The following is an 18334-nucleotide window of genomic DNA, read 5'->3' as shown; positions in this document are numbered from 1 at the left end:
CTCAAGGAACGCCTCGAAGTAGGGGTGGGAGTGCCGGGGTGCCGGCCGCGGGTTCCCGGCCGGCACCCGAGGACTCAGGAAACAGCAGTGGCCGAGGGGCTCGGCACCGGCGCAGCGGTCGGCGCGGGCTTCGAGCCGGAGAGCGTCGGCACGGGCGCGGCGGTTTGTGCCGGCTTCGAGCCGGAGGGCCGGGGTTTCGGGGACGACGTCGAGGACGGCGCCGGCACCGGCGCGGCGGTAGCGGTCGGCTCCATCGACCGGCTCGGAGTGGGCGCGGCGGAGGCGGTAGCGGTCGGCGCCGTCGACCCGCTCGGTGCCGGCGCCGGGGACGCGGTCGCGGTCGGCACCGGCGCGGGGGTGGCGTCGTCGGCGAAGGCCGCCGCCGCGGTCACCCCACCGATGGCAACGACGGCCACGGCGCCGGCGACGATCGCGAGGGTACGGATGGGTTTACGCATCAAAACTCCAGGACGGTCGGTGAAGCACTGTCGCATGGAGGGACGCACGAGACCCGTTCCGGTTGGCTCCCCAGCTGTGATCCAGGCCATACCCCGGCGGCATTGCCCGGTCTTTGTAGCGTGTCGGCGTGAGCCCAGCCCGCACCTGGTGGCCGATCGCCCTGTCCCTGGTGGCGGCGGTCACCCTGCTGTACGCGGTGGTGCTGCCGGGCGGCTACCTGACCTGGTTGCGGCTGGCCATGCTGCTGTGGACGGTGGCCGCCGTGGTTTGGGCGGTGTCCCTGACCGGCCGCTCCTGGCTGGTCCGGTCGATCCTGCCGGCGGTGTCGGTCGTGACGATGGTGCTGGCCTGCTCGGGCGTCCCCGGCAAGCTCCTGTTTCCGCTGTACCGTCCGGCTTTGGAGCGGCAGCCGGGAAGCGTAGGCCTGTATCACTTCTCGGCCGTCTGGACCCACGACGGCTGCGTCGCCTACGTGACCGACGACAGCGGCATGTCCTCGTTCTCCGGCCTGCTGCACTGCACCCCGAGCGTGAAGCCGTCACCCCGCCTGGGCGACACCGCCCGCGACGCCGTCTTCGATTCGCTGGGCGACGACTGGTACGCCTTCATCGTCCCGCGCTCCGGCCCACCGGTCTGGGGCTTCAACCCGTTCGCCGTCGGCGCCGTCCCCCACGTCTGACGTCACCGGCTCGGCTTCAGGGGGCCGGGGCCGGCGGAGCCGATCAGGATCGGTTCGAGCAGGGTGACCAGGTTCTGCTGCTGCTCCGAGTCCAACTGCCGGGTCGCGGGCTCAAGCGCCTCGCGGGCCTCGGCGTAAAGGCGTTCGGTCAGCTCGAGGCCGGCCGGGGTCAGGAAGACGTCCAGCGCGCGGCGGTCGTCGGGGTTCTTGTCGCGGGCGAGCAGGCCGCGCCGCTCCGCGCGGTCGATCAGGCCGGACATCGAGGACTTGTCCACGCCCAGGAACAGCGCCAGGTCGGTCACCCGGGCCCGGCGGTCGCGCAGGATGCCGAGCACCCGCAGCTGGGTCAGCGACAGGTCGTTGGCGGCGCCGATCCGGGTCAGCACGCCCATCACCTGGAAAGTGCTGCGGACCAGCGCATCCACCACGGCGTCGGAAGTCATGCCGCCATCCTAGTTGACATAGGTGGGATTCCCAACCATTCTAGTTTTAGTTGGTAATCCCACCTATCCCTCGGAGGTATCCCATGCACGCCGCCGTCCTCACCTCGTTCGACACCGCGCCGGTCTACCGCGAACACCCCGAGCCGGCCGCCACCGCCGACCATGAGGTGGTGGTCGACGTGCTGGCCGCCGGCCTGCACCACCTCACCCGGGCCAAGGCGAACGGCACGCACTACAGCAGCACCGGCGCCTTCCCGCTCGTCCCGGGCGTCGACGCCGTGGTCCGTGACCCGGCGGGCAATCTGCGCTACGCCGCGCTCGACGACACGAACCTCGGCACGTTCGCCGACCGCACGGTGATCGACGTGCGGCGCAGCATCCCGCTGCCCGACGGGGCCGACCCGGTGACGATCGCCGCCGGGATGAACCCCGCGATGTCCTCCTGGGTCGCCCTGCGCCGGCGCATCGATTTCCGGGCCGGGCAGCGCGTACTGATCCTGGGCGCCACCGGCAGTGCGGGCCGGATGGCGATCCGGATCGCCAAGCTGTTCGGCGCCGCCCGGGTGATCGCCGCCGGGCGCGATGCCACCCGGCTGGCCGCGCTGACTGCTCTCGGCGCGGACGAGACGATCACCTTCGACCGGATCGACCGGGCCGCCGACGTCGATGTCGTGCTCGACTACGTCTGGGGCGACCCGTCCGCCCGGGCCATGCTCCCGCTGCTCACCGCCCGCGCCGACCGGGCCGTCCCGCTGACCTGGATCCAGATTGGATCGATCGCCGGGGAGCTCGCGGCCGTCCCGTCGATCGCCCTGCGCGCCGCCCGGCTGCAGCTCATCGGCAGCGGGATCGGCTCGGTCACGCCACGCGATTTCCTGGCCGAGCTGCCGGAACTGGCCGCGGCGCTGGCCTCCGGGACGATCGAGGTGCCGGCCCGCGCCGTACCCCTCGCCCGGATCGGCCAGGAGTGGAGCACCGAGACCGGCGACCGGCTGGTCTTCGTTCCTTGATTAGATGGCTAATTAATATAGATGTTTCGATATCTTGTGCCTGCAGGCACCTTCCTGTTCTCCTACGGCCAGCCGTGAAACGGCCACCCGTGAAACGGCCTCGACCCTAGGAGCCCCCATGAGACTCAGAACGGTGACGGCAGGACCTGCCGTAGCTGTTTTCGCCGCGGTGACGGTGGCGCTCAGCGCCCTGCCGGCGGCGGCCTCGCCCGGTGTCCGGCCGTCCGGCTCATCCCTGCCGGCTCTCAGCGCTGCCCTGCTGGCCGCTCCGCCGGCCGTCAGCCTCGCCAACGTCCAAACCCACCTGCAGCAGCTGCAGACCATCGCCACCGCCAACAATGGCAACCGGGCGACCGGCACGGCCGGCCACACCGCGACGACGACCTATCTGCAGCAGAAGCTGCAGGCGGCCGGCTTCACCGTCACCGTGCAGACCTGCACCACCTGCACCGGCGGCTCGGCGAAGAACATCATCGCCGACTGGCCGGGCGGCAACACCAGCAACACCTACATGTTCGGCGCCCACTCCGACAGCGTGTCGGCCGGGCCGGGCATCAACGACGACGGCTCCGGCACGGCCTCGCTCCTGGAGGCCGCGCTCACTCTGGCCGCGAACAACCCGACCATGACCAACCACGTCCGGTTCGGCTGGTGGGGCGGCGAGGAGCAGGGTCTGATCGGCTCCAAGTTCTACGTCAACTCGCTTACCAGCGCTCAAAAAACCGCGATCAAGGCCTACGGTACGTTCGACATGATCGCTTCCACCAACGGCGGCTACTTCGTGACCGGCACCGACGCCGTCGCCGTGAAGCTGCGGGAGTACTTCACCTCGATCAGCGTGGCCACCGAGACGTCGACCGAGTGCTGCAGTGACGACGACTCGTTCCGCGCCGCCGGCATCCCGTCGTCGATCAACTCCACCGGGGCCAGTTACACCAAGACCAGCGCCCAGGTGACCAAGTGGGGCGGCACGGCCGGCGCGGCCTACGACCCCTGCTACCACAAGGCCTGCGACTCCTATCCGTCCAACATCAACGCCACCTCGCTGGGCCGCTGGGCCAACGCCGAGCTGTACTCCGTCTGGACCCTCACCACGGGTACGACGACGGCCAACGACTTCTCGGTGTCGCTGAGCCCGAGCACCGGCGCGGTGACCCCCGGCTCGTCGGCCACCGCCACGGTGAGCACCGCGACCACCTCCGGCAGCGCGCAGACTGTCGCGCTGACCAGCTCCGGCGCCCCGTCCGGGGTGACGGTGAGCTTCAGCCCGACGTCGGTCACCTCCGGCGGATCGTCGACCCTGACCATCGCGACCACCACGGCCGCCGCGGCCGGTTCGTACACCATCACGGTGACCGGAACCGGCACGGCGACCCACACCGCCTCGTACACGCTTACCGTCAACGGCACCGGCGGCGGGTGCACCAGCGCCGGCCAGAAGCTCGGCGACCCCGGCTTCGAGAACGCCACCACCTCGTGGACCGGTTCGAGCGGCGTCATCGGCGCGAACACCGGCGACGGGGCGCCGCGAACCGGCACCCGCGACGCGTGGCTCGACGGCTACGGCTCGACCCACACCGACACCCTGTCCCAGGCAGTGACCCTGCCGACCGGCTGCACCTCCTACGCGCTGTCCTTCTACCTGAAGATCAGCACCTCCGAGACGACCACCACCAGCCAGTACGACAAGCTGACGGTGCAGGTCGGCACCACCACGTTGCAGGTGTTCTCCAACCTCAACGCCAGCGCGTACACCCTGCGCTCGTACGACCTGGCCGCGTACGCCGGCCAGACCATCACCCTGAAGTTCACCGGCGTGGAGGACTCGTCGCTGAAGACGTCCTTCGTCATCGACGACACCGCCCTGACCGTCAGCTGATCGCCACCGGACGATGCCGCAGGGCGGTCTGCCCTGCGGCATCTCGCCGGCTCTCCGGTCGAGTGCCAGACTGCATTGGTGCCCATGTCGCGGGTGTTCCGGCTGTTCGTCAGCTCCACCTTCGCTGACCTGCAGGCCGAGCGGCATGCACTGCAGACGTTCGTCTTTCCGCGGCTGCGTGAGCTCTGCGCGGCCGCAGGCGCCCGGTTTCAGGCCGTCGATCTGCGGTGGGGCATCAGCCAGGAGGCCGGCGACGATCAGCAGACCCTGGCGATCTGCCTGCGTGAGGTGCGGCGCTGCCAGCAGCTGACGCCCCGGCCGAACTTCCTGATCCTGGCGGGCGAGCGTTACGGCTGGCGGCCGCTGCCGCCGGACATCCCGATCGAGGACTTCCCCGTTCTCGAGGCCGCGATCGCTGACCCGGCCGACCGCGAGTTCCTGCGCACCTGCTATCGGCGCGACGACAACGCGGTTCCGCCGCATTACCTGCTGCAACGTGGGGCCGCCGAACCCCTGCTCGCTCGCCTGCTGCGGGATGCGGTCGCCCGCCTGCGGTGGCCGCCGGGCCGGTCCGCGCGCTACCTCACCTCGGCCACCGAGCGCGAGATCGAAGACGGTGCGCTGACGGTGCCCGACGCGGACGAACACGTGCTGTGCCTGCTGCGCCGCATCGACGGGCTGCCGCGGGCGGCCGGTCCCGCGTCCGCCTACCTCGACCTGGCCGCCGACGGCTCGATCGACGCCGACGCGGCGCGGCTGGTCGAGGACCTGAGGTCCCGGCTGCGTGGGCATCTCCGGGGCAACGCCCGCGACATCACAGCGGTCTGGTCGTCCGGCGGCCCGGGCACCGAGCACCTCGGCGACCTTCCTGAACAGCTCGAGGACTGCCTGCCGCTGCTCGACCGGGACGACCAGCCGACCACGGTGTGCGACGCGGTGTGGCGGCACCTCGGCGGCATCATCCGGGCCGCGTGCGCGCGCGACGACTCGCGCTCGCCGCGGGAGGTGGAGCGCGACGCGCACGCCGGATTCCGCGACGAGCGCGCCGCGGTCGTGGCCGGCCGGGCGTCGGAGCTCGCCCGGATCGCCGCCTACCTCGGCAGCACCGAGCCGGCGCCGCTGGCCGTGCTCGGCGACTTCGGTTCCGGCAAATCGGCGCTGATGGCCCGCGCCGCGGTCGAGGCCGGCGGGCAACCGAACGTTGTGCACCGGTTCGTCGGCGCGACCGCCGCGTCGACCTCCGGGGTCCGGCTGCTGGGCGGCATCGGCGCGGAGGTCGCCGCCCTCTTCGGGGTCGTCGTCGACCCGCCGGCCGGGCCGCGCGACCTCACCGGCTGGTTTCCCGAGCAGCTGGCCCGGGCGTCCGCGGACCGTCCACTCGTCGTGTTCATCGACGCCCTCGACCAGCTCGCGGGCACCGACGCCGCGCGGACCCTGGCCTGGCTGCCGCACGAGTTGCCCCCGGGAGTACGGATGGTCGTGTCCGCGGCCCCAGGCGCGGTCACCGACGTGCTGCAGGGCCGGCAACCGGCGTCGGCCATCGTCCGGCTGGCGCCGCTGCCCGTCCCGAGTGGAGCCGCCGCCCTCGACGAGTGGCTGCGAGCGGACGGTCGCACACTCCAGCCGGATCAACGCGACGCGGTGCTGGCGAGCTTCGCACGCGGCGGCCTGCCGTTGCAGCTGCGGCTGGCTTTCGAGGAGGCCCGCCGCTGGCGGTCGTTCGAACCGGGGACCGAGCTCGCCGATGATCCGCGGGTCCTGATCCGGTTGATGGTCGAGCGGCTGGCCGCGGAGACCCGGCACGGACGCGTCCTCACCGAACGTGCGCTCGGCTACTTGGCCGCCGCGCGCCACGGAATGACCGAGGACGAACTGCTCGACGTCCTGTCCGCCGACGACGTGGTGCGGGCCGACCTGCGACGACGGTTTCCGAAATCACCGGTGACCGATCGGGTGCCGGATGTCGTGTGGTCACGGTTGTTCGATGACCTGGAGCCGTACCTCACCACCCGGGACACCGACGGAACCGCCACGCTCGGCTTCTTCCACCGGCAGCTGGCCGACGTGGCCGTGGCGGACCTGGTGCGGACCGACCGGTACGGCTCGCTGGCCGACTACTTCGCATCCCGGCCGGACCGCCGGCGTCTGACCGAGCTTCCGTGGAGTCTGGCCCACGCCCGCCGATGGGACCAGTTCGTCGGCACGGTGGTCGACTTCGCCTTCCTCGACGCGCGACTGCGCGGGTGGGGACCGCAGGAGGTCATCGACGACCTCGACCTCGCGCTGGAGGCGGCCGACCGCCGGGACCTCGGCGTGGAGGCGACCGGCGCGCTGTCGACGCTGCGTGCCTTCCTGCGCCTCGTCGCGCACATCCTGAGCCGTGATCCCGCGCAGTTCGCGGGTCAGCTGCGCGGCCGCGTCGAGCAAGGCGGCAACCCGCTGATCGACCGGCTGCTGGCCCAGGCGGGCACGGCCGGTCCGGGCTCGTCGCTGCAGCCCGCCGGCCGGACGCTGGCCGCACCGGGTGGTGACCTGATCGCGACGCTCGCCGGTCACGCCCAGGAGGTTCGGGCGGTGGGGGTCACGCCGGATGGCACGCTGGGCGTCTCGGCGTCGGCCGACGGCACCGTACGCGTCTGGGATCTCGACCGGCAGGTCGAACGGTTCATCATCCCGGTCGGGCACGGCGAGGTGAACGCACTCGTGGTGACCCCGAACGGGCGCCAGGCGGTAAGCGGTTCCGCGGACGGGAGCATCGACGTCTGGGACCTGGCGAGCGGGGCGCTGGTTCGGCGCTGGCAGGGGCCCCGGCCGTGGCGGACGCTCGTCCTGACCCCGGACGGGACCCGCCTGATCTCCGGCACGAACGGCCCGGCGGTGCTGTGGGACTTCGCCACCGGCGAGCAGCTCTCGACGATCGCCTCCGGCAGTCGCGCGACCACCGTCATCGCGATCTCGGCCGACGCCCGGCGGGCGATCATCGGCGGGGTGTACGACTTCGTGTCCCTGATGGACCTCGAATCGGGCGAGCAGGTCGCGGAACTCGGCCAGGGCCGGGACAGCTGGGTCTCCGCGGTGGCGATGACCCACGACGGCCGCCGGGCGCTGTCCGCCGACTGGGAAGGCCGGATCAAGGTCTGGGACTTCGACGCGCGTCACCAGGTCGGCCAGCTCGGCGGACACGGCTACCACAAGATCACCTCGCTGGCCGTGACCGGCGATGGCGATGTCCTCAGCGCCGACGACGCCGGTCGCCTGATCCTGCAGGGGGAAAAAGGCGGCCCCCGGAAGGTCGTGTCCACCACCGGCCACCGGGTTCAACAGATGGCCGTGACCCCCGACGGGCGGCGGGTCATCACGGCCGGCGGGGACGGCACCCTCCGCGTCTGGGACCTGACCCCGCCGGCGGGCGGGCTCGATCCCCGCGCCCTTTGGGGTAGCGGTTCCAACTCCGAAGCCGACGACCGGCGGTCCCGCGAGACGTGGCGCGGGGTGCACCACGCCGGATCGAGCCAGGCGCCCGCTCCGCCGGTCATCGACGTCGGCACGCTCGAGCCGCCCACCGGTTGGTGGCGGATCTGGCCGACCCGCTACGGCTCCCGGAACGACGATGACGAGGACGAGCCGGTCGGCTTCCGGGTCGTCGACCGCGACCTGCAGGACCGGTCGCCGGAGATCGTGACCGGCCGGTGCCGAGTGCCACCGGCGCTTTCCCACCGCGGCGAACTGCTCGCCGCGGTCCTCGCCACCGAAGGAGACCCGAGACTCGCGGTGTACGAGGTCGCCACCGGCATCGAACGCTGGTCGTGCGCCCTGACCGGGCCCGGCCCGCTGGCCTTCTCCGCCGACGACCGGATGATCCTGTGCGCGGGGGAGGACCATGTCGGCACCTGGGACACGGCGACCGGTGCCGAGAACCCGAAGGCTGTCGGGCCGGTGGATCCGCGGTTCACTCCGGACGGCGGCCACCTGCTGGCCCTGGCACCCGAGCGGTTCGTGGGCCTGTGGCGGGTCGGCGAGGCCGATCCGGTCGTCCGGTGGCCGCTGCCGGCGAACGCCACCGTCGGATTCGCCCCGGACGGCGGACGCGCCTGGTGGTCGACCCGGGACGGCCGGTTGTGGCACTGGACCGTCGGCCCGCCGGGGTCGTTCGGCCGCCCCGTCTCGCTCCCGGCGCCCGCGCCCATCCTGCGGGTGTCGGTGGACGGGCGCTTCGCCGTCGCCAGGACGGACGATTCCCGGGTACGGGTGTGGCGGCTACCCGGTGCCCAGGTCGTGGTCGACCGCGTTGTCCCCGATGCCCGGTCGGTGGCGATCGGCGCGGCCCGGCTGGCCAAGGGCGCACGGCTGCGCGGCCTGCTCGCCATCGGCAGCAGCCGGCTGGAGGTCTTCGACCTCGCCACGACGGCCTGGATCGCGGCGTTCGACGGCGATGCCGCGGTCACCCGCTGCCGGTTCGAGGGCGGTTCGGTAGTCGTCATGAGCACCGAGAACGGCAGCGAACACCGCCTGATGCTGCACCCCGGGTCGGTCGAATAGCCTGGCTTCATGATCATCGAGGTGGACCGGCTCAGTAAATCGTTCGGCGACACGCCGGTGCTACGCGATGTCAGCCTGGCCGTGGCGCCGGGGGAGTTCGTGGCCATCGTCGGCCCGAGCGGCTCGGGCAAGTCGACGCTGCTCTACTGCATGTCCGGCCTGGAACCGGCCACCTCCGGCAGCGTGCGGATCCTCGGCACGCCGATCGGGCCGCTCAGCCGGTCGGCGCTGGCCCGGCTGCGCCGCGACCACCTCGGGTTCGTCTTCCAGTCGTACAACCTGATCCCGTCGCTGTCCGCCCGGGACAACGTCGCCCTGCCCGCCCGGCTGGCCCGGCGCGGTATCAGCGCCGCCGACGTCGACCGGGCCCTGGCCGAGGTGGGCCTGGCCGACCGGGCCGCCGCGCGGCCGTCGGCCCTGTCCGGCGGCCAGCAGCAGCGGGTGGCGATCGCCCGGGCCCTGGCCCTGCGGCCCGACGTGGTCTTCGCCGACGAGCCGACCGGCGCGCTCGACACCGCCGCCGGCGTCCAGGTGCTGGACCTGCTGGGCAAGGTCGTGGCCGACGGCCGGTCGGTGGTCATGGTCACCCACGACCTGCAGGCCGCGGCCCGCGCCGACCGGGTGCTGGTGCTGCGCGACGGCGCCCTGCACCGCGAGCTGGCCCGCCCGACGGCGGCCGGGATCTTCGCGGCGATGGGGGACTGACGTGCTCGAACTGATCCTCGGTGACCTCGCCGGAAACGTACGCGTCTGGCTCGGTGCCCTTCTGGTCGCCGCGGCGACCGGCGCGGTCGGCGCGGTGGTGGGTTCCGGTTTCCAGACCGCGATCGCGGTCGGCGGAGATCAAGCCCTTGCCCTGTACGGCCTGGCCGGCACGATCCTGCTGTTGACCGTGATCACGGCGCTGATCGTGACCGGGACGGTCGCCAACCTCACGGTCGCCCTGCAGCAGCGCGGTTACGCCCTCTGGCAGCTCGCCGGCGTGGCCCCCGGCCGGGTCCGGGCCGTGGTCACCACCCAGCTCGCCCTGGTCGCCGTGCTCGGCGCGGCGGCCGGCTGCGTGGCGGCGTCGCCGGCCCTCGGCCCGCTGTGGCGCCTGGCCCTCAGCGACGTGGACGTGCGGTTCGACGCCCGCGAGGCGGTGCCGGTGATCGCCGTGGTCGTGCTGGTGGTGACGCTCGGCGGCGCCCGCAGCGCCGGCCGGGCCAGCCGCACCCCGCCGATCCGGTCACTGCGCGAGCCGGAACTGCCCGACCGGTCGATGAGCGCGGGCCGCTGGGTCACCGGCCTGGCCACCCTGGCGATCACCGCGGCGATCGTGGTGAGCCTGCCCGGCCGCGACCCGGACCGGCTGACCGCCCCGCTCACCTTTGTCGGCCCGCTCACCGCCGGGGTCCTCGCGGCGTTCGGCCCGCTCTATCTCGCCCCGCTGCTGCGCGGCTGGACCGGCGTCGTGCCGGTCACGCTGTCCGGCGCCTGGTTCCTGGCCCGCAACAGCACCGCCCACCACATCGCCCGCAGCACCGCCGCGATCAGCCCGATCACGGTGGCGATCGCGCTGGCCGGCGGCCTGTACGCGGCGGACGCCACGGTCTCCGGCGGCGACTCGCCCGGTGCCGGCTCGGTGGCGCTGCTGCTCGGCGGCCCGCTGCTGCTGTCCCTGCTCGGCGCGGCCGCCACCGTCTTCATGGGCAGCGGCCGCCGGGAGCGCGAGTTCGCCCTGCTCCTGGCGGCCGGCGGCACCCCGGCAACGGTGCTGGCCGCGGCCGCCGCCGAGGCGGTCATCTACGTGCTGACGGCGGCCCTGCTCGGCCTGGTCGCGGTCGCGGTCACCGCCCTGGCCGGTGCCGCGGCGGTGGACACGGCACCGTCGTTCGGCCTGGCCGCCGTCGCGGCGGTGACGGGTGCGAGTCTGGTCCTGACGCTGGCCGCCACGGTGCTGCCCACCGCTCTCGCCCTGCGCCGCGACGTGCCGCGCACCCTGGCCCGCGACGCCTGAGGGTCAGGGTGCGCGCGAGTCGGCCTTATTCATATAAATCCTATAGGCATGATGCGTCCTGCCGGGTAGCGTCGGGATCGACGACACCTGAGGAGACAGACATGGCGAAACCGACGATCGTTCTCGTGCACGGGGCCTGGGCCGACGCGTCCAGCTGGAACGCGGTCGCGTCCGGACTGCAAAGGCAGGGCTACACCGTCCTCGCCCCACCCAACCTGCTGCGCGGCCCGGCAACCGACGCGGCCTACATCTCGTCCTTCCTGGCCCAGCGCACGACCGGCCCGGTGGTGCTGGTCGGCCACTCGTACGGCGGCTTCGTCATCAGCAACACCACCGGCGGCGGTGACGTGCGCGCCCTGGTCTACGTCGACGCGTTCATCCCCGACGAGGGCGAGTTCGTCTTCCAGATCCTGGGCGGTTCGGGGTCGGCGCTCGATGTGCCCGACCCGACCACGGTGCTGGACATCGTCGGTTACCCGGGCAGCCCCGAGGGCGACGCGGAGGCGTTCCTCAAGCCGGACACCGTGCACAACTTCTTCGCCCAGGACCTGCCCGAGGCCGACCGCTGGCTGATCGCGGCCGGCCAGCGACCGATCACCCTGAGCGCCAACACCACCCCGTCGGCCGCCCCGGCCTGGAAGAACCTGCCGAGCTGGGCCGTCATCGGCACCGAGGACAAGGTGATCCCGCCGGGCGTCAAGCGTTCCCAGGCCGAGCGGGCCGGCGCCAAGACCACCGAGGTGGAGGGCTCGCACGTCTCGCTGGTCTCCCACCCCCAGGTGGTCATCGACACGATCCTGGCCGCCGCCGCCCACGTAACCGACTGACCCACCGCCGTCTACCGCTCCTGACCGGGCTCGCCGGTCAGGAGCGCCTCGGTGAGCTGGTGGAGACGCGCGGCGTCGGCGGGGTCGAACGCCGGCGTGTCGGTGGCGACCCGGGTGCCCTCCAGCACCGCGGTGAGCCCGGCGGTCGGCGCGTCGAGGAAGGGCAGGATCTGCGCGACGGCCTCGGCGACCGGTTTGCCGGACGCCCGCAGACCTTGGACGGCGGTCGCGGTGGCGGCGTCGTATTCGCCGGCGAAGCTGGTGGCGACGACGCCGGGATGGTTCAGAACGTAAGCGATGCCGGGGTGGACCCCGGCGAAGTGGACGCCGAGCAGATCGCACAGGGCGCCGCTGTGGCCGAGGGCGCCGGTGCCGGGGTAGTTCCGGGTCAGCTGCAGGTCGTCCCAGCGGACCGGGCCGGTGCGGCCCGCGCCGCCGAAGTTGAGCACCACGGGCTGCTCGGCCCGGCCCAGCAGATCGGCCAGCCCGTGGCTGAGCAGGTAGCGGCTCAGGTAGAACAGGGCGAAGTTGCTCTCCAGGCCGTCCGCGGTTTCGGCCCGCGTCGAGCGATGGAAGCGCGCGCCCAGGACCAGAACGTCGAGCGCCGGGTACCGCTCGGTGATCTGGTCGACGACGCGGTGGTTCTCGGCCACCCGGCTCAGATCGGCCGGCAGGAACTGCGCTCGTGCGCCGGCTCCGCTGCCATCCGCGTACGCCAGGAAGTCCTTGCCCTTCTCGGCGCTGGTGCCGATGACCACGACGTCGTGGCCCCGATCGAGATAGGTGTGGGCGAGCGCGCGGCCGATGCCGTCGGTCCCACCCGTGATGACAGCGGTCGGCACAGAAACTCCTCCGGCGAGACGAGACGGCTAACGGTAGTGGGCGCGGATCAGTTCGCTCGCGCGGCCGGTCAGCGCCGGGCCGTCGAACGTGACGTCGGCGGAGGTGGCCGGGGCCAGGCCCGGTGGCCGCAGGGCGCTCAGCTGCTCGGAGCTCAGCGCGAACACGACGCGGCGCAGACCCGCTCGGGCGATGACCTCTGCGCACATCGCGCACGGCTGGCAGCTGGTGTACATCACGATGGTCGCGCACCGCTCCGGCGGGTAGGTCGCCGCCGCCAGCCGAGCCAGCTTCAGTTCGGGGTGGGCGGTGATGTCGCCGCTGCTGACCACGGTGTTGTGGGCGCGTTGCAGGACCGTGCCGTCGGGGTCGGCCAGCAGCGACCCGTACGGCAGCTCGCCCTGGGCGGCTGCGTCGGCGGCCAGATCGATCGCGATCGCCAGGAGTTTCTCGTCGGCGGCGTTCATGCCAGCCGGAGCTCTCCGTGCGCGGTGACCAGGCCCGAGCCGGACAGTCGCACCCGGTCGCCGGTCACGTCGACCCGGATGCGGCTGGGGCGTCCGAGGTGGTGGCCCTGCTCGATCAGGACGGGTTCGCCGGCCGGCACCCGGCCCGAGCGCACCAGGGCGACGGCGAGCGGCCCCGCCGCCGTACCGGTCGCCGGGTCCTCGGCGATCCCTACGGTGGGGTTGAAGAAGCGGGTGTACGCGGCCGCCTCGTCGTCGCCGGCGGTCGTGTAGAGATAGCAGCCCTCGCCACCGGACTCGGCCAGGATCGCGGCCAGGTCGCGGCTCTGCGCCACCGCCGCGTCGACCGCCTCGCGGGTGGCCAGCGGGACGAGCAGATGCGCGACGCCGGTCGACACGACCTGGGCGACGGCGTCGGGGGAGAGGTGCCGCGGTTCGAGTCCGAGCGCGGCGGTCAGCCGCTCGTCGTCGGTGACCTGCTTGCCGAAGCTCGGGGCACCCTGGTCCATGACGATCCGGATCGGCCGGCCGGGCGCGCGCAGGATCTCGACCGCGAGCACCTCGGCGCCGATCCGCTGGCGCATCGTCACGGCCGGCCGGTCGCCGGTGAGTCCCTGCTCGGCCAGCCACAACCAGGCGCCCAGGGCGTTGTGCCCGGCGCCGTCGACCTCGACGCCGGCCGGGGTGTACGACCGCAGCCGCCAGTCGACGCCGTCCTCCTCGGGCCGCAGCAGGAAGGTGGTCTCGGACTGGTTGAACTCGCGCGCGATCGCCTGCATCTGCGGCACGGTCAGGTCGTCGGCGTCGGGCACGAGCGCCAGCGGGTTGCCGGTCAGCGGCCGGTCCGCGAACACGTCAACGAAGTAGAAGCGGGTCATGGCTTCCAGTCTTGAGCGCGATCGGCCCGTACGGCAGCTCACTTTTGCGGAATCAACCGCCTGCCGCCGCCGCATCTGCGGCAATATTGCCGGATGACGAACGAGGGCCCGGTCCGCGACCTGGATGCTGTCGATCATGCGCTGCTGACGGCGGTGCAGCGGGACGGCCGGGCGACCCTCGCCGAACTGGCCGACGCCATCCAGCTGAGCGTCTCGGCGACGCGGGCCCGGCTGCGCGGGCTCGAACAGAATCGGACCATCACCGCGTACGCCGCCCGGGTCGACGCCGAGGCCCTGGGCTACCCGCTGCGCGCGGTGGTCCGGATGAAGGTGCACGGCTCGCTCTACGACAAGGTCGCCTCGGTGCTGGACCGGCGCCCGCAGATCGTGCGCTGCCTGCGGGTCACCGGCGAGTCCTGCTACCTGATGGAGATCGTCGCCACCGGCATGAAGGACCTCGAGGCGATCACCTCGGACCTGGCCCGGATCGGCTCGATCACCACCGACCTGGTCTACGAGATCGTCGCCGACAAGCCGACCCCACCGCTCCCTCGCGCGGGTGATTACGTAGCGTAATTGATGAATGTACCGATAGCTTTCGTCGCCCTCCGGCGTGATGATGTCGGGAGATCGTAGCGATCGGAGGGTAGGCCGTATGTCAGATGTGGTAGTCGTTTCCGGCCATCCCAACCCCGGTTCGAGGACGTTGCAGCTGGCCAGAGCGCTGGGCGAGCGGATTGCGATGAGCCGGGGTGCCACCAGGCTGGTGGTGGTCGATGTTTCCCAGTTGGGGCCGGGCCTGCTGGTTTGTGGCGATGGTGCCACCGGAGAGGCTCTGCTCGAAGTGCAGGACGCCACGCTGCTGATCGTGGCGACCCCGACGTACCGCAGCACGTACTCCGGCGTGCTCAAGGTGCTGCTCGATCAATTGCCGGCCAACGCCCTGGCCGGAGTGCTCGCCATTCCGGTCGTCACCGCCGAGATGCAGGCGCAGGCCGACGTCGCCGAGGCCTCCCTGGCCCGGCTGCTGAGCGACCTGGGCGCCGAGGTCGTCGACTTCGGCCTGACCGCGATCGGCCCCGAACTGGCCGACCCGGCCTCGGTCGCCGAGCTCTACACGGACGCCCTGATCAGCTGAGGCCCGGACGCGGCGCGGTCAACGACGACCGCTCTGCACTGGCTGTTCACAAAATCTCCAGAGGGTACGGACACGATCACTGTTGTGGCATCGGATCGCACGGCGGTCCGGGCACTGACACAACAGGGGGCAAGCGAATGGCAAAGCCTACGATCGTTCTGGTGCACGGCGCCTGGGCCGACGCGTCCAGCTGGAACCAGGTCATCTCGGCGCTGCGTGACCAGGGCTTCTCGGTGCTGGCGCCGCCGAACCCGCTGCGGGGCGTGGCGTCCGACGCCGCGTACCTGTCGTCGTTCGTGGCGCAGCGGACCAGTGGGCCGGTGGTGCTGGTCGGGCACTCCTACGGCGGGGTCGTCATCAGCAACGCCGCCGCGAGCGCGGGGGACGTGCGGGCGCTGGTCTACGTCAACGCGTTCATCCCGGCCGAGGGTGAGAGCATCTTCGGGATCCTGGGCGGGTCGGGCTCGAGCCTGGACGTTCCGGACCCGACGACGGTTCTCGACATCGGCGGCTACCCGGGCGCCCCGGAGGGCGACGCCGAGGCGTTCCTGAAGCCGGAGACCGTTTTCACGTCGTTCGCGCCGGACCTGTCCGAGGACGAGGGCTGGCTGGTCGTCGCCGGTCAGCGGCCGATCACGTTGAGCGCCAACGCCGCCCCGTCGGCCGAGGCGGCGTGGCGGACCCTGCCCAGCTGGGCCGTCGTGGGCACCGACGACCGGGTCATCCCGGCCGCCACCCAGCGGTCGATGGCCGAGCGGGCCGGCTCGAAGATCCTCGACGTTGCGGCCTCGCACCTGTCGCTGGTGTCGCACCCGGAGGTCACCGTCGAGGCGATCCTGGCCGCGGCCGCGCACGTGGAGGACTGACCGCCCTGATGGAAGGATCCCGGTTCGCCCGCATCTTCGCCCTCGGCGCGATCAGCGTCCTGACCGCCGCGCTCGCCGCCTGCGGCGAGGACGACACACCGGCGGAGGCCGCCGCGACCTCCGCGTCGGCCCCGGCAGCGCTGCCGGCCACGACAACCCCGGAACCCGAGCCGACGAGTACGACGACAGCGGCCCCGACGAAGACCGCGACGACCAAGCCGGCGACCGCCAAGCCCACCACGGCGAAGCCCGGCGCCGAGTCGGACCTGTCGCAGCTCAAGTCCCTCGGCATCGACGTCGAGGTCGGCATGATCATTGACGTCGCCGACGACGGCCTGGACCGCTACCTGCAGGTCGGCAAGAACGGCGTCGTCGACTTCACCGGCACCACCCGGACCGACTCGACGATGATGTCGCTGAAGCCGGCTGCGGTGTCCGCCAAGAACCGGGTCACCATCAAGCCCCCGTTCTGGAACGAGGACACCGGCGCCGGCTCCTGCGTGGCGGACACCGCGGGCACGGCGCTGAAGCTGGAGACGTGCCAGGCCGGCAAGGCGTCGCAGACCTGGCAGGTGGTCCCGGCCGGCGACTCCGGCCAGTTCGAGCTGCGCGGCGCCTTCGGCATCCTCAACGTCGACAACGGCAAGCTCGTCGCGTCCGGCGGCTACACCGGCTTGCAGACCCTGGACTTCGCGGGCTGACCGGCTGACCGGCAATCCGGCCGCCGTCCACAACGGACGGCGGCCGGACGGCGTCAGGGACGCCGGAGTTCGAAGTAGTCGATGTTGAAGTTCTGGTACGCCGCCGGGTCGATGCGCAGCACGAAGCTCAGCGTGCCCCGGCTGAGCCGCTTCTCGGCCACCACCTGGTCGGTGAACGCGTCGTGCGACGTGGTGGTGAGCACGTCGACCGGGGCCGTGACCCCCTGGGCGCCGAAGTCGAGGGTGAAGCGGCCGGCCGGCTTGTACGGCGAGGAGACCCGGGCGGTGATCCGGTAGTCGCCGGTGCGCGGCACGGTCACGTCGTACCGAATCCATTCGCCCGGCCGGATCCAGCCCACCACGATCGCGCCCGCGTTGTCACCGACGTCGACACCCTCGTACTTACGGGCGGCGCCGCCGCTGTTGGTGTCGTCGGTGTCGTAGTACCCGACTCCCTTGCCCGCCGTCGAGTAGTCCTCGGCCTGCACCCGCACGGTTCCCTCGGGCACGACCGGCCACTGCTGCCCGCGTGCACGAGCCTTCAGCCACTCGCCGAGCAGGTCCTCGTTGTCGGTCTGGATCATGTCGGCCCCGTGCCGCCCGACCACCGAACCCCAGCCGAGCGCCGGGTCCCGCAGGGAAGCCTCGTCGGTGTATCCGGCAGCCAGCCCGTACCACATGGTGTTGATCCAAACCCGGCTGGTGGTCCGGGCCTTGACCACCGCCGCCGGCTGGATCTGTGGGTCGGTCAAACGATCAAAGATCAGCTCGTACGCCTGCGGCTTGCGGCCAGGGAAGGCGCCGATGTCCCCGGCGTTGCCGTCGTCGACCACGTGGCTGTAGAGGATCCGTGGATCCCGGTCGAGGAACGCGGTGACCTCGGCGACCGGCGCGCTTCCCTTGAACAGCCCCTGGTCGAGCTGACCGAGTTCGACAAGCAGGTCGTAGATCTGGTCCCGGTAACCCCAGGCCTTGTCCAGGTTGATGATCGTGCCGGTGCGCTGGACGGCCTGCATGGCCTCGCGCAGCGTCGGCACGGTGACGTCGGTGACCGGGGCCTGCCCGCCGCCGAGCCCGGCCCGCAGTCGCAGCGCCTTGATCTGGGCGAGTGTCTGGTCGGCGACCCGTCCGGTGCCGTTGGTGGTGCGGTTGACCGTGTCGTCGTGCATCAGCACGAGTTCGCCGTCGCTGGTGCGCTGCACGTCGATCTCGACGATCTGCGCGCCGTGCGTGACGGCCTGGGTGATCGCCCCGAGCGAGTTCTCCGGGGCGCCCCGCCAGTAGCCGCGGTGGGCGGCGATCATGATGGCGGCACCCGGCCCGTGCTGGGCGAGAAGCCTCTGCGGGGAAGCCGGCGGGGAGGTGGCCGGCGCCTTCAGGACGGCCGCGGTGGCGGTCACGGCCAGTACGGCGGCGGCTGCGGTCAACGGGACAATGATCTTGCGAAGTGGCATTCGTCCATGATGGATAACCCGCGTGCATTCAATTCGGCTGTCGAGTGAACAGCAATAGTCAATTCGGCACTTGATATCGACTGACATGCGTTTCCAGTTGTCGTCAAGTGGCGCGAGATACGTTTTCGGCGGCAATATGGAAACCCATGTGAATC

General features: G+C 71.8%; 17 protein-coding genes. 11 read left to right on the top strand and 6 right to left on the bottom strand.

Features of this window, described 5'->3' with window-relative positions; all coding sequences use genetic code 11:
* Positions 1-74: 74 nt before the first annotated feature.
* Complete coding sequence (locus Ate02nite_RS31440) at positions 75-458, bottom strand: hypothetical protein (RefSeq protein ID WP_203811475.1); 384 nt, start codon at positions 456-458, stop codon at positions 75-77.
* A gap of 128 nt (positions 459-586) precedes the next feature.
* On the opposite strand from Ate02nite_RS31440, the gene Ate02nite_RS31435 reads away from it, so the two are divergent.
* Positions 587-1138 carry a hypothetical protein gene (locus Ate02nite_RS31435; protein WP_203811474.1) on the top strand — a complete coding sequence of 184 codons (552 nt, stop codon included), beginning with the start codon at positions 587-589 and terminating at the stop codon, positions 1136-1138.
* A gap of 2 nt (positions 1139-1140) precedes the next feature.
* Here the strand turns inward: Ate02nite_RS31435 and Ate02nite_RS31430 are convergent, their stop codons facing one another.
* Positions 1141-1581 carry a MarR family winged helix-turn-helix transcriptional regulator gene (locus Ate02nite_RS31430; protein WP_203811473.1) on the bottom strand — a complete coding sequence of 147 codons (441 nt, stop codon included), beginning with the start codon at positions 1579-1581 and terminating at the stop codon, positions 1141-1143.
* An 83-nt stretch (positions 1582-1664) separates the two neighbouring features.
* On the opposite strand from Ate02nite_RS31430, the gene Ate02nite_RS31425 reads away from it, so the two are divergent.
* The 6 genes from Ate02nite_RS31425 (at position 1665) to Ate02nite_RS31400 (ending at position 11835) form a co-directional block, all read left to right on the top strand.
* The gene (locus Ate02nite_RS31425) at positions 1665-2591 is read left to right on the top strand and encodes a quinone oxidoreductase family protein (RefSeq protein WP_203811472.1); all 927 of its coding nucleotides are present in this window, start codon (positions 1665-1667) and stop codon (positions 2589-2591) included.
* A 118-nt stretch (positions 2592-2709) separates the two neighbouring features.
* Positions 2710-4470, top strand: coding sequence for a M28 family peptidase (locus tag Ate02nite_RS31420; RefSeq protein WP_203811471.1), 1761 nt, complete (start codon positions 2710-2712; stop codon positions 4468-4470).
* An 84-nt stretch (positions 4471-4554) separates the two neighbouring features.
* Complete coding sequence (locus Ate02nite_RS31415; RefSeq protein WP_239147864.1) at positions 4555-9009, top strand: DUF4062 domain-containing protein; 4455 nt, start codon at positions 4555-4557, stop codon at positions 9007-9009.
* A gap of 9 nt (positions 9010-9018) precedes the next feature.
* Complete coding sequence (locus tag Ate02nite_RS31410; RefSeq protein ID WP_203811469.1) at positions 9019-9714, top strand: ABC transporter ATP-binding protein; 696 nt, start codon at positions 9019-9021, stop codon at positions 9712-9714.
* 1 nt (position 9715) lies between these two features.
* Complete coding sequence (locus tag Ate02nite_RS31405) at positions 9716-11008, top strand: hypothetical protein (protein WP_203811468.1); 1293 nt, start codon at positions 9716-9718, stop codon at positions 11006-11008.
* Positions 11009-11109: 101 nt separating this feature from the next.
* Positions 11110-11835, top strand: a complete 726-nt coding sequence (locus Ate02nite_RS31400) for an alpha/beta hydrolase (protein WP_203811467.1) — start codon at positions 11110-11112, stop codon at positions 11833-11835.
* An 11-nt stretch (positions 11836-11846) separates the two neighbouring features.
* Here the strand turns inward: Ate02nite_RS31400 and Ate02nite_RS31395 are convergent, their stop codons facing one another.
* The 3 genes from Ate02nite_RS31395 to Ate02nite_RS31385 are packed head-to-tail and all read right to left on the bottom strand — an operon-like array spanning position 11847 to position 14020.
* Complete coding sequence (locus tag Ate02nite_RS31395) at positions 11847-12677, bottom strand: SDR family NAD(P)-dependent oxidoreductase (protein ID WP_203811466.1); 831 nt, start codon at positions 12675-12677, stop codon at positions 11847-11849.
* A gap of 27 nt (positions 12678-12704) precedes the next feature.
* Complete coding sequence (locus Ate02nite_RS31390; RefSeq protein ID WP_203811465.1) at positions 12705-13142, bottom strand: nucleoside deaminase; 438 nt, start codon at positions 13140-13142, stop codon at positions 12705-12707.
* Entirely contained in the window at positions 13139-14020 is an 882-nt protein-coding gene (locus tag Ate02nite_RS31385) for a PhzF family phenazine biosynthesis protein (RefSeq protein WP_203811464.1), read from the bottom strand. The genes Ate02nite_RS31390 and Ate02nite_RS31385 overlap by 4 nt, the downstream gene beginning before the upstream one ends.
* 93 nt (positions 14021-14113) lie before the next feature.
* Between Ate02nite_RS31385 and Ate02nite_RS31380 the strand changes: the two genes are divergently transcribed.
* From Ate02nite_RS31380 to Ate02nite_RS31365, 4 genes are all read left to right on the top strand, one after another.
* Positions 14114-14596, top strand: a complete 483-nt coding sequence (locus tag Ate02nite_RS31380; protein WP_203811463.1) for an Lrp/AsnC family transcriptional regulator — start codon at positions 14114-14116, stop codon at positions 14594-14596.
* Between the two features lie 79 nt (positions 14597-14675).
* A complete protein-coding gene (locus Ate02nite_RS31375; RefSeq protein WP_203811462.1) occupies positions 14676-15158 on the top strand; it encodes an NADPH-dependent FMN reductase in 483 nt (160 codons plus the stop codon).
* Between the two features lie 137 nt (positions 15159-15295).
* Positions 15296-16024, top strand: coding sequence for an alpha/beta fold hydrolase (locus Ate02nite_RS31370; protein WP_203811461.1), 729 nt, complete (start codon positions 15296-15298; stop codon positions 16022-16024).
* 8 nt (positions 16025-16032) lie between these two features.
* Entirely contained in the window at positions 16033-16725 is a 693-nt protein-coding gene (locus Ate02nite_RS31365) for a hypothetical protein (protein WP_203811460.1), read from the top strand.
* A gap of 53 nt (positions 16726-16778) precedes the next feature.
* On the opposite strand, the gene Ate02nite_RS31360 is transcribed toward Ate02nite_RS31365, so the two are convergent.
* Complete coding sequence (locus tag Ate02nite_RS31360) at positions 16779-18179, bottom strand: glycerophosphodiester phosphodiesterase family protein (protein WP_203811459.1); 1401 nt, start codon at positions 18177-18179, stop codon at positions 16779-16781.
* Between the last annotated feature and the right edge of the window lie 155 nt (positions 18180-18334).

The organism is Paractinoplanes tereljensis (genome assembly GCF_016862435.1).
In the GTDB taxonomy this organism is placed as follows: domain Bacteria; phylum Actinomycetota; class Actinomycetes; order Mycobacteriales; family Micromonosporaceae; genus Actinoplanes; species Actinoplanes tereljensis.
This window is presented reverse-complemented; position numbering and strand designations above follow the sequence as displayed.

Excerpts from the sequence above, each read along its gene's own strand:
- Ate02nite_RS31440 (WP_203811475.1), bottom strand. The coding sequence starts at position 458 with ATGCGTAAACCCATCCGTACCCTCGCGATCGTCGCCGGCGCCGTGGCC.
- Ate02nite_RS31430 (WP_203811473.1), bottom strand. The coding sequence starts at position 1,581 with ATGACTTCCGACGCCGTGGTGGATGCGCTGGTCCGCAGCACTTTCCAG.
- Ate02nite_RS31425 (WP_203811472.1), top strand. The coding sequence starts at position 1,665 with ATGCACGCCGCCGTCCTCACCTCGTTCGACACCGCGCCGGTCTACCGC.
- Ate02nite_RS31420 (WP_203811471.1), top strand. The coding sequence starts at position 2,710 with ATGAGACTCAGAACGGTGACGGCAGGACCTGCCGTAGCTGTTTTCGCC.
- Ate02nite_RS31415 (WP_239147864.1), top strand. The coding sequence starts at position 4,555 with ATGTCGCGGGTGTTCCGGCTGTTCGTCAGCTCCACCTTCGCTGACCTG.
- Ate02nite_RS31410 (WP_203811469.1), top strand. The coding sequence starts at position 9,019 with ATGATCATCGAGGTGGACCGGCTCAGTAAATCGTTCGGCGACACGCCG.
- Ate02nite_RS31400 (WP_203811467.1), top strand. The coding sequence starts at position 11,110 with ATGGCGAAACCGACGATCGTTCTCGTGCACGGGGCCTGGGCCGACGCG.
- Ate02nite_RS31390 (WP_203811465.1), bottom strand. The coding sequence starts at position 13,142 with ATGAACGCCGCCGACGAGAAACTCCTGGCGATCGCGATCGATCTGGCC.
- Ate02nite_RS31385 (WP_203811464.1), bottom strand. The coding sequence starts at position 14,020 with ATGACCCGCTTCTACTTCGTTGACGTGTTCGCGGACCGGCCGCTGACC.
- Ate02nite_RS31380 (WP_203811463.1), top strand. The coding sequence starts at position 14,114 with ATGACGAACGAGGGCCCGGTCCGCGACCTGGATGCTGTCGATCATGCG.
- Ate02nite_RS31375 (WP_203811462.1), top strand. The coding sequence starts at position 14,676 with ATGTCAGATGTGGTAGTCGTTTCCGGCCATCCCAACCCCGGTTCGAGG.
- Ate02nite_RS31370 (WP_203811461.1), top strand. The coding sequence starts at position 15,296 with ATGGCAAAGCCTACGATCGTTCTGGTGCACGGCGCCTGGGCCGACGCG.
- Ate02nite_RS31365 (WP_203811460.1), top strand. The coding sequence starts at position 16,033 with ATGGAAGGATCCCGGTTCGCCCGCATCTTCGCCCTCGGCGCGATCAGC.
- Ate02nite_RS31360 (WP_203811459.1), bottom strand. The coding sequence starts at position 18,179 with ATGCCACTTCGCAAGATCATTGTCCCGTTGACCGCAGCCGCCGCCGTA.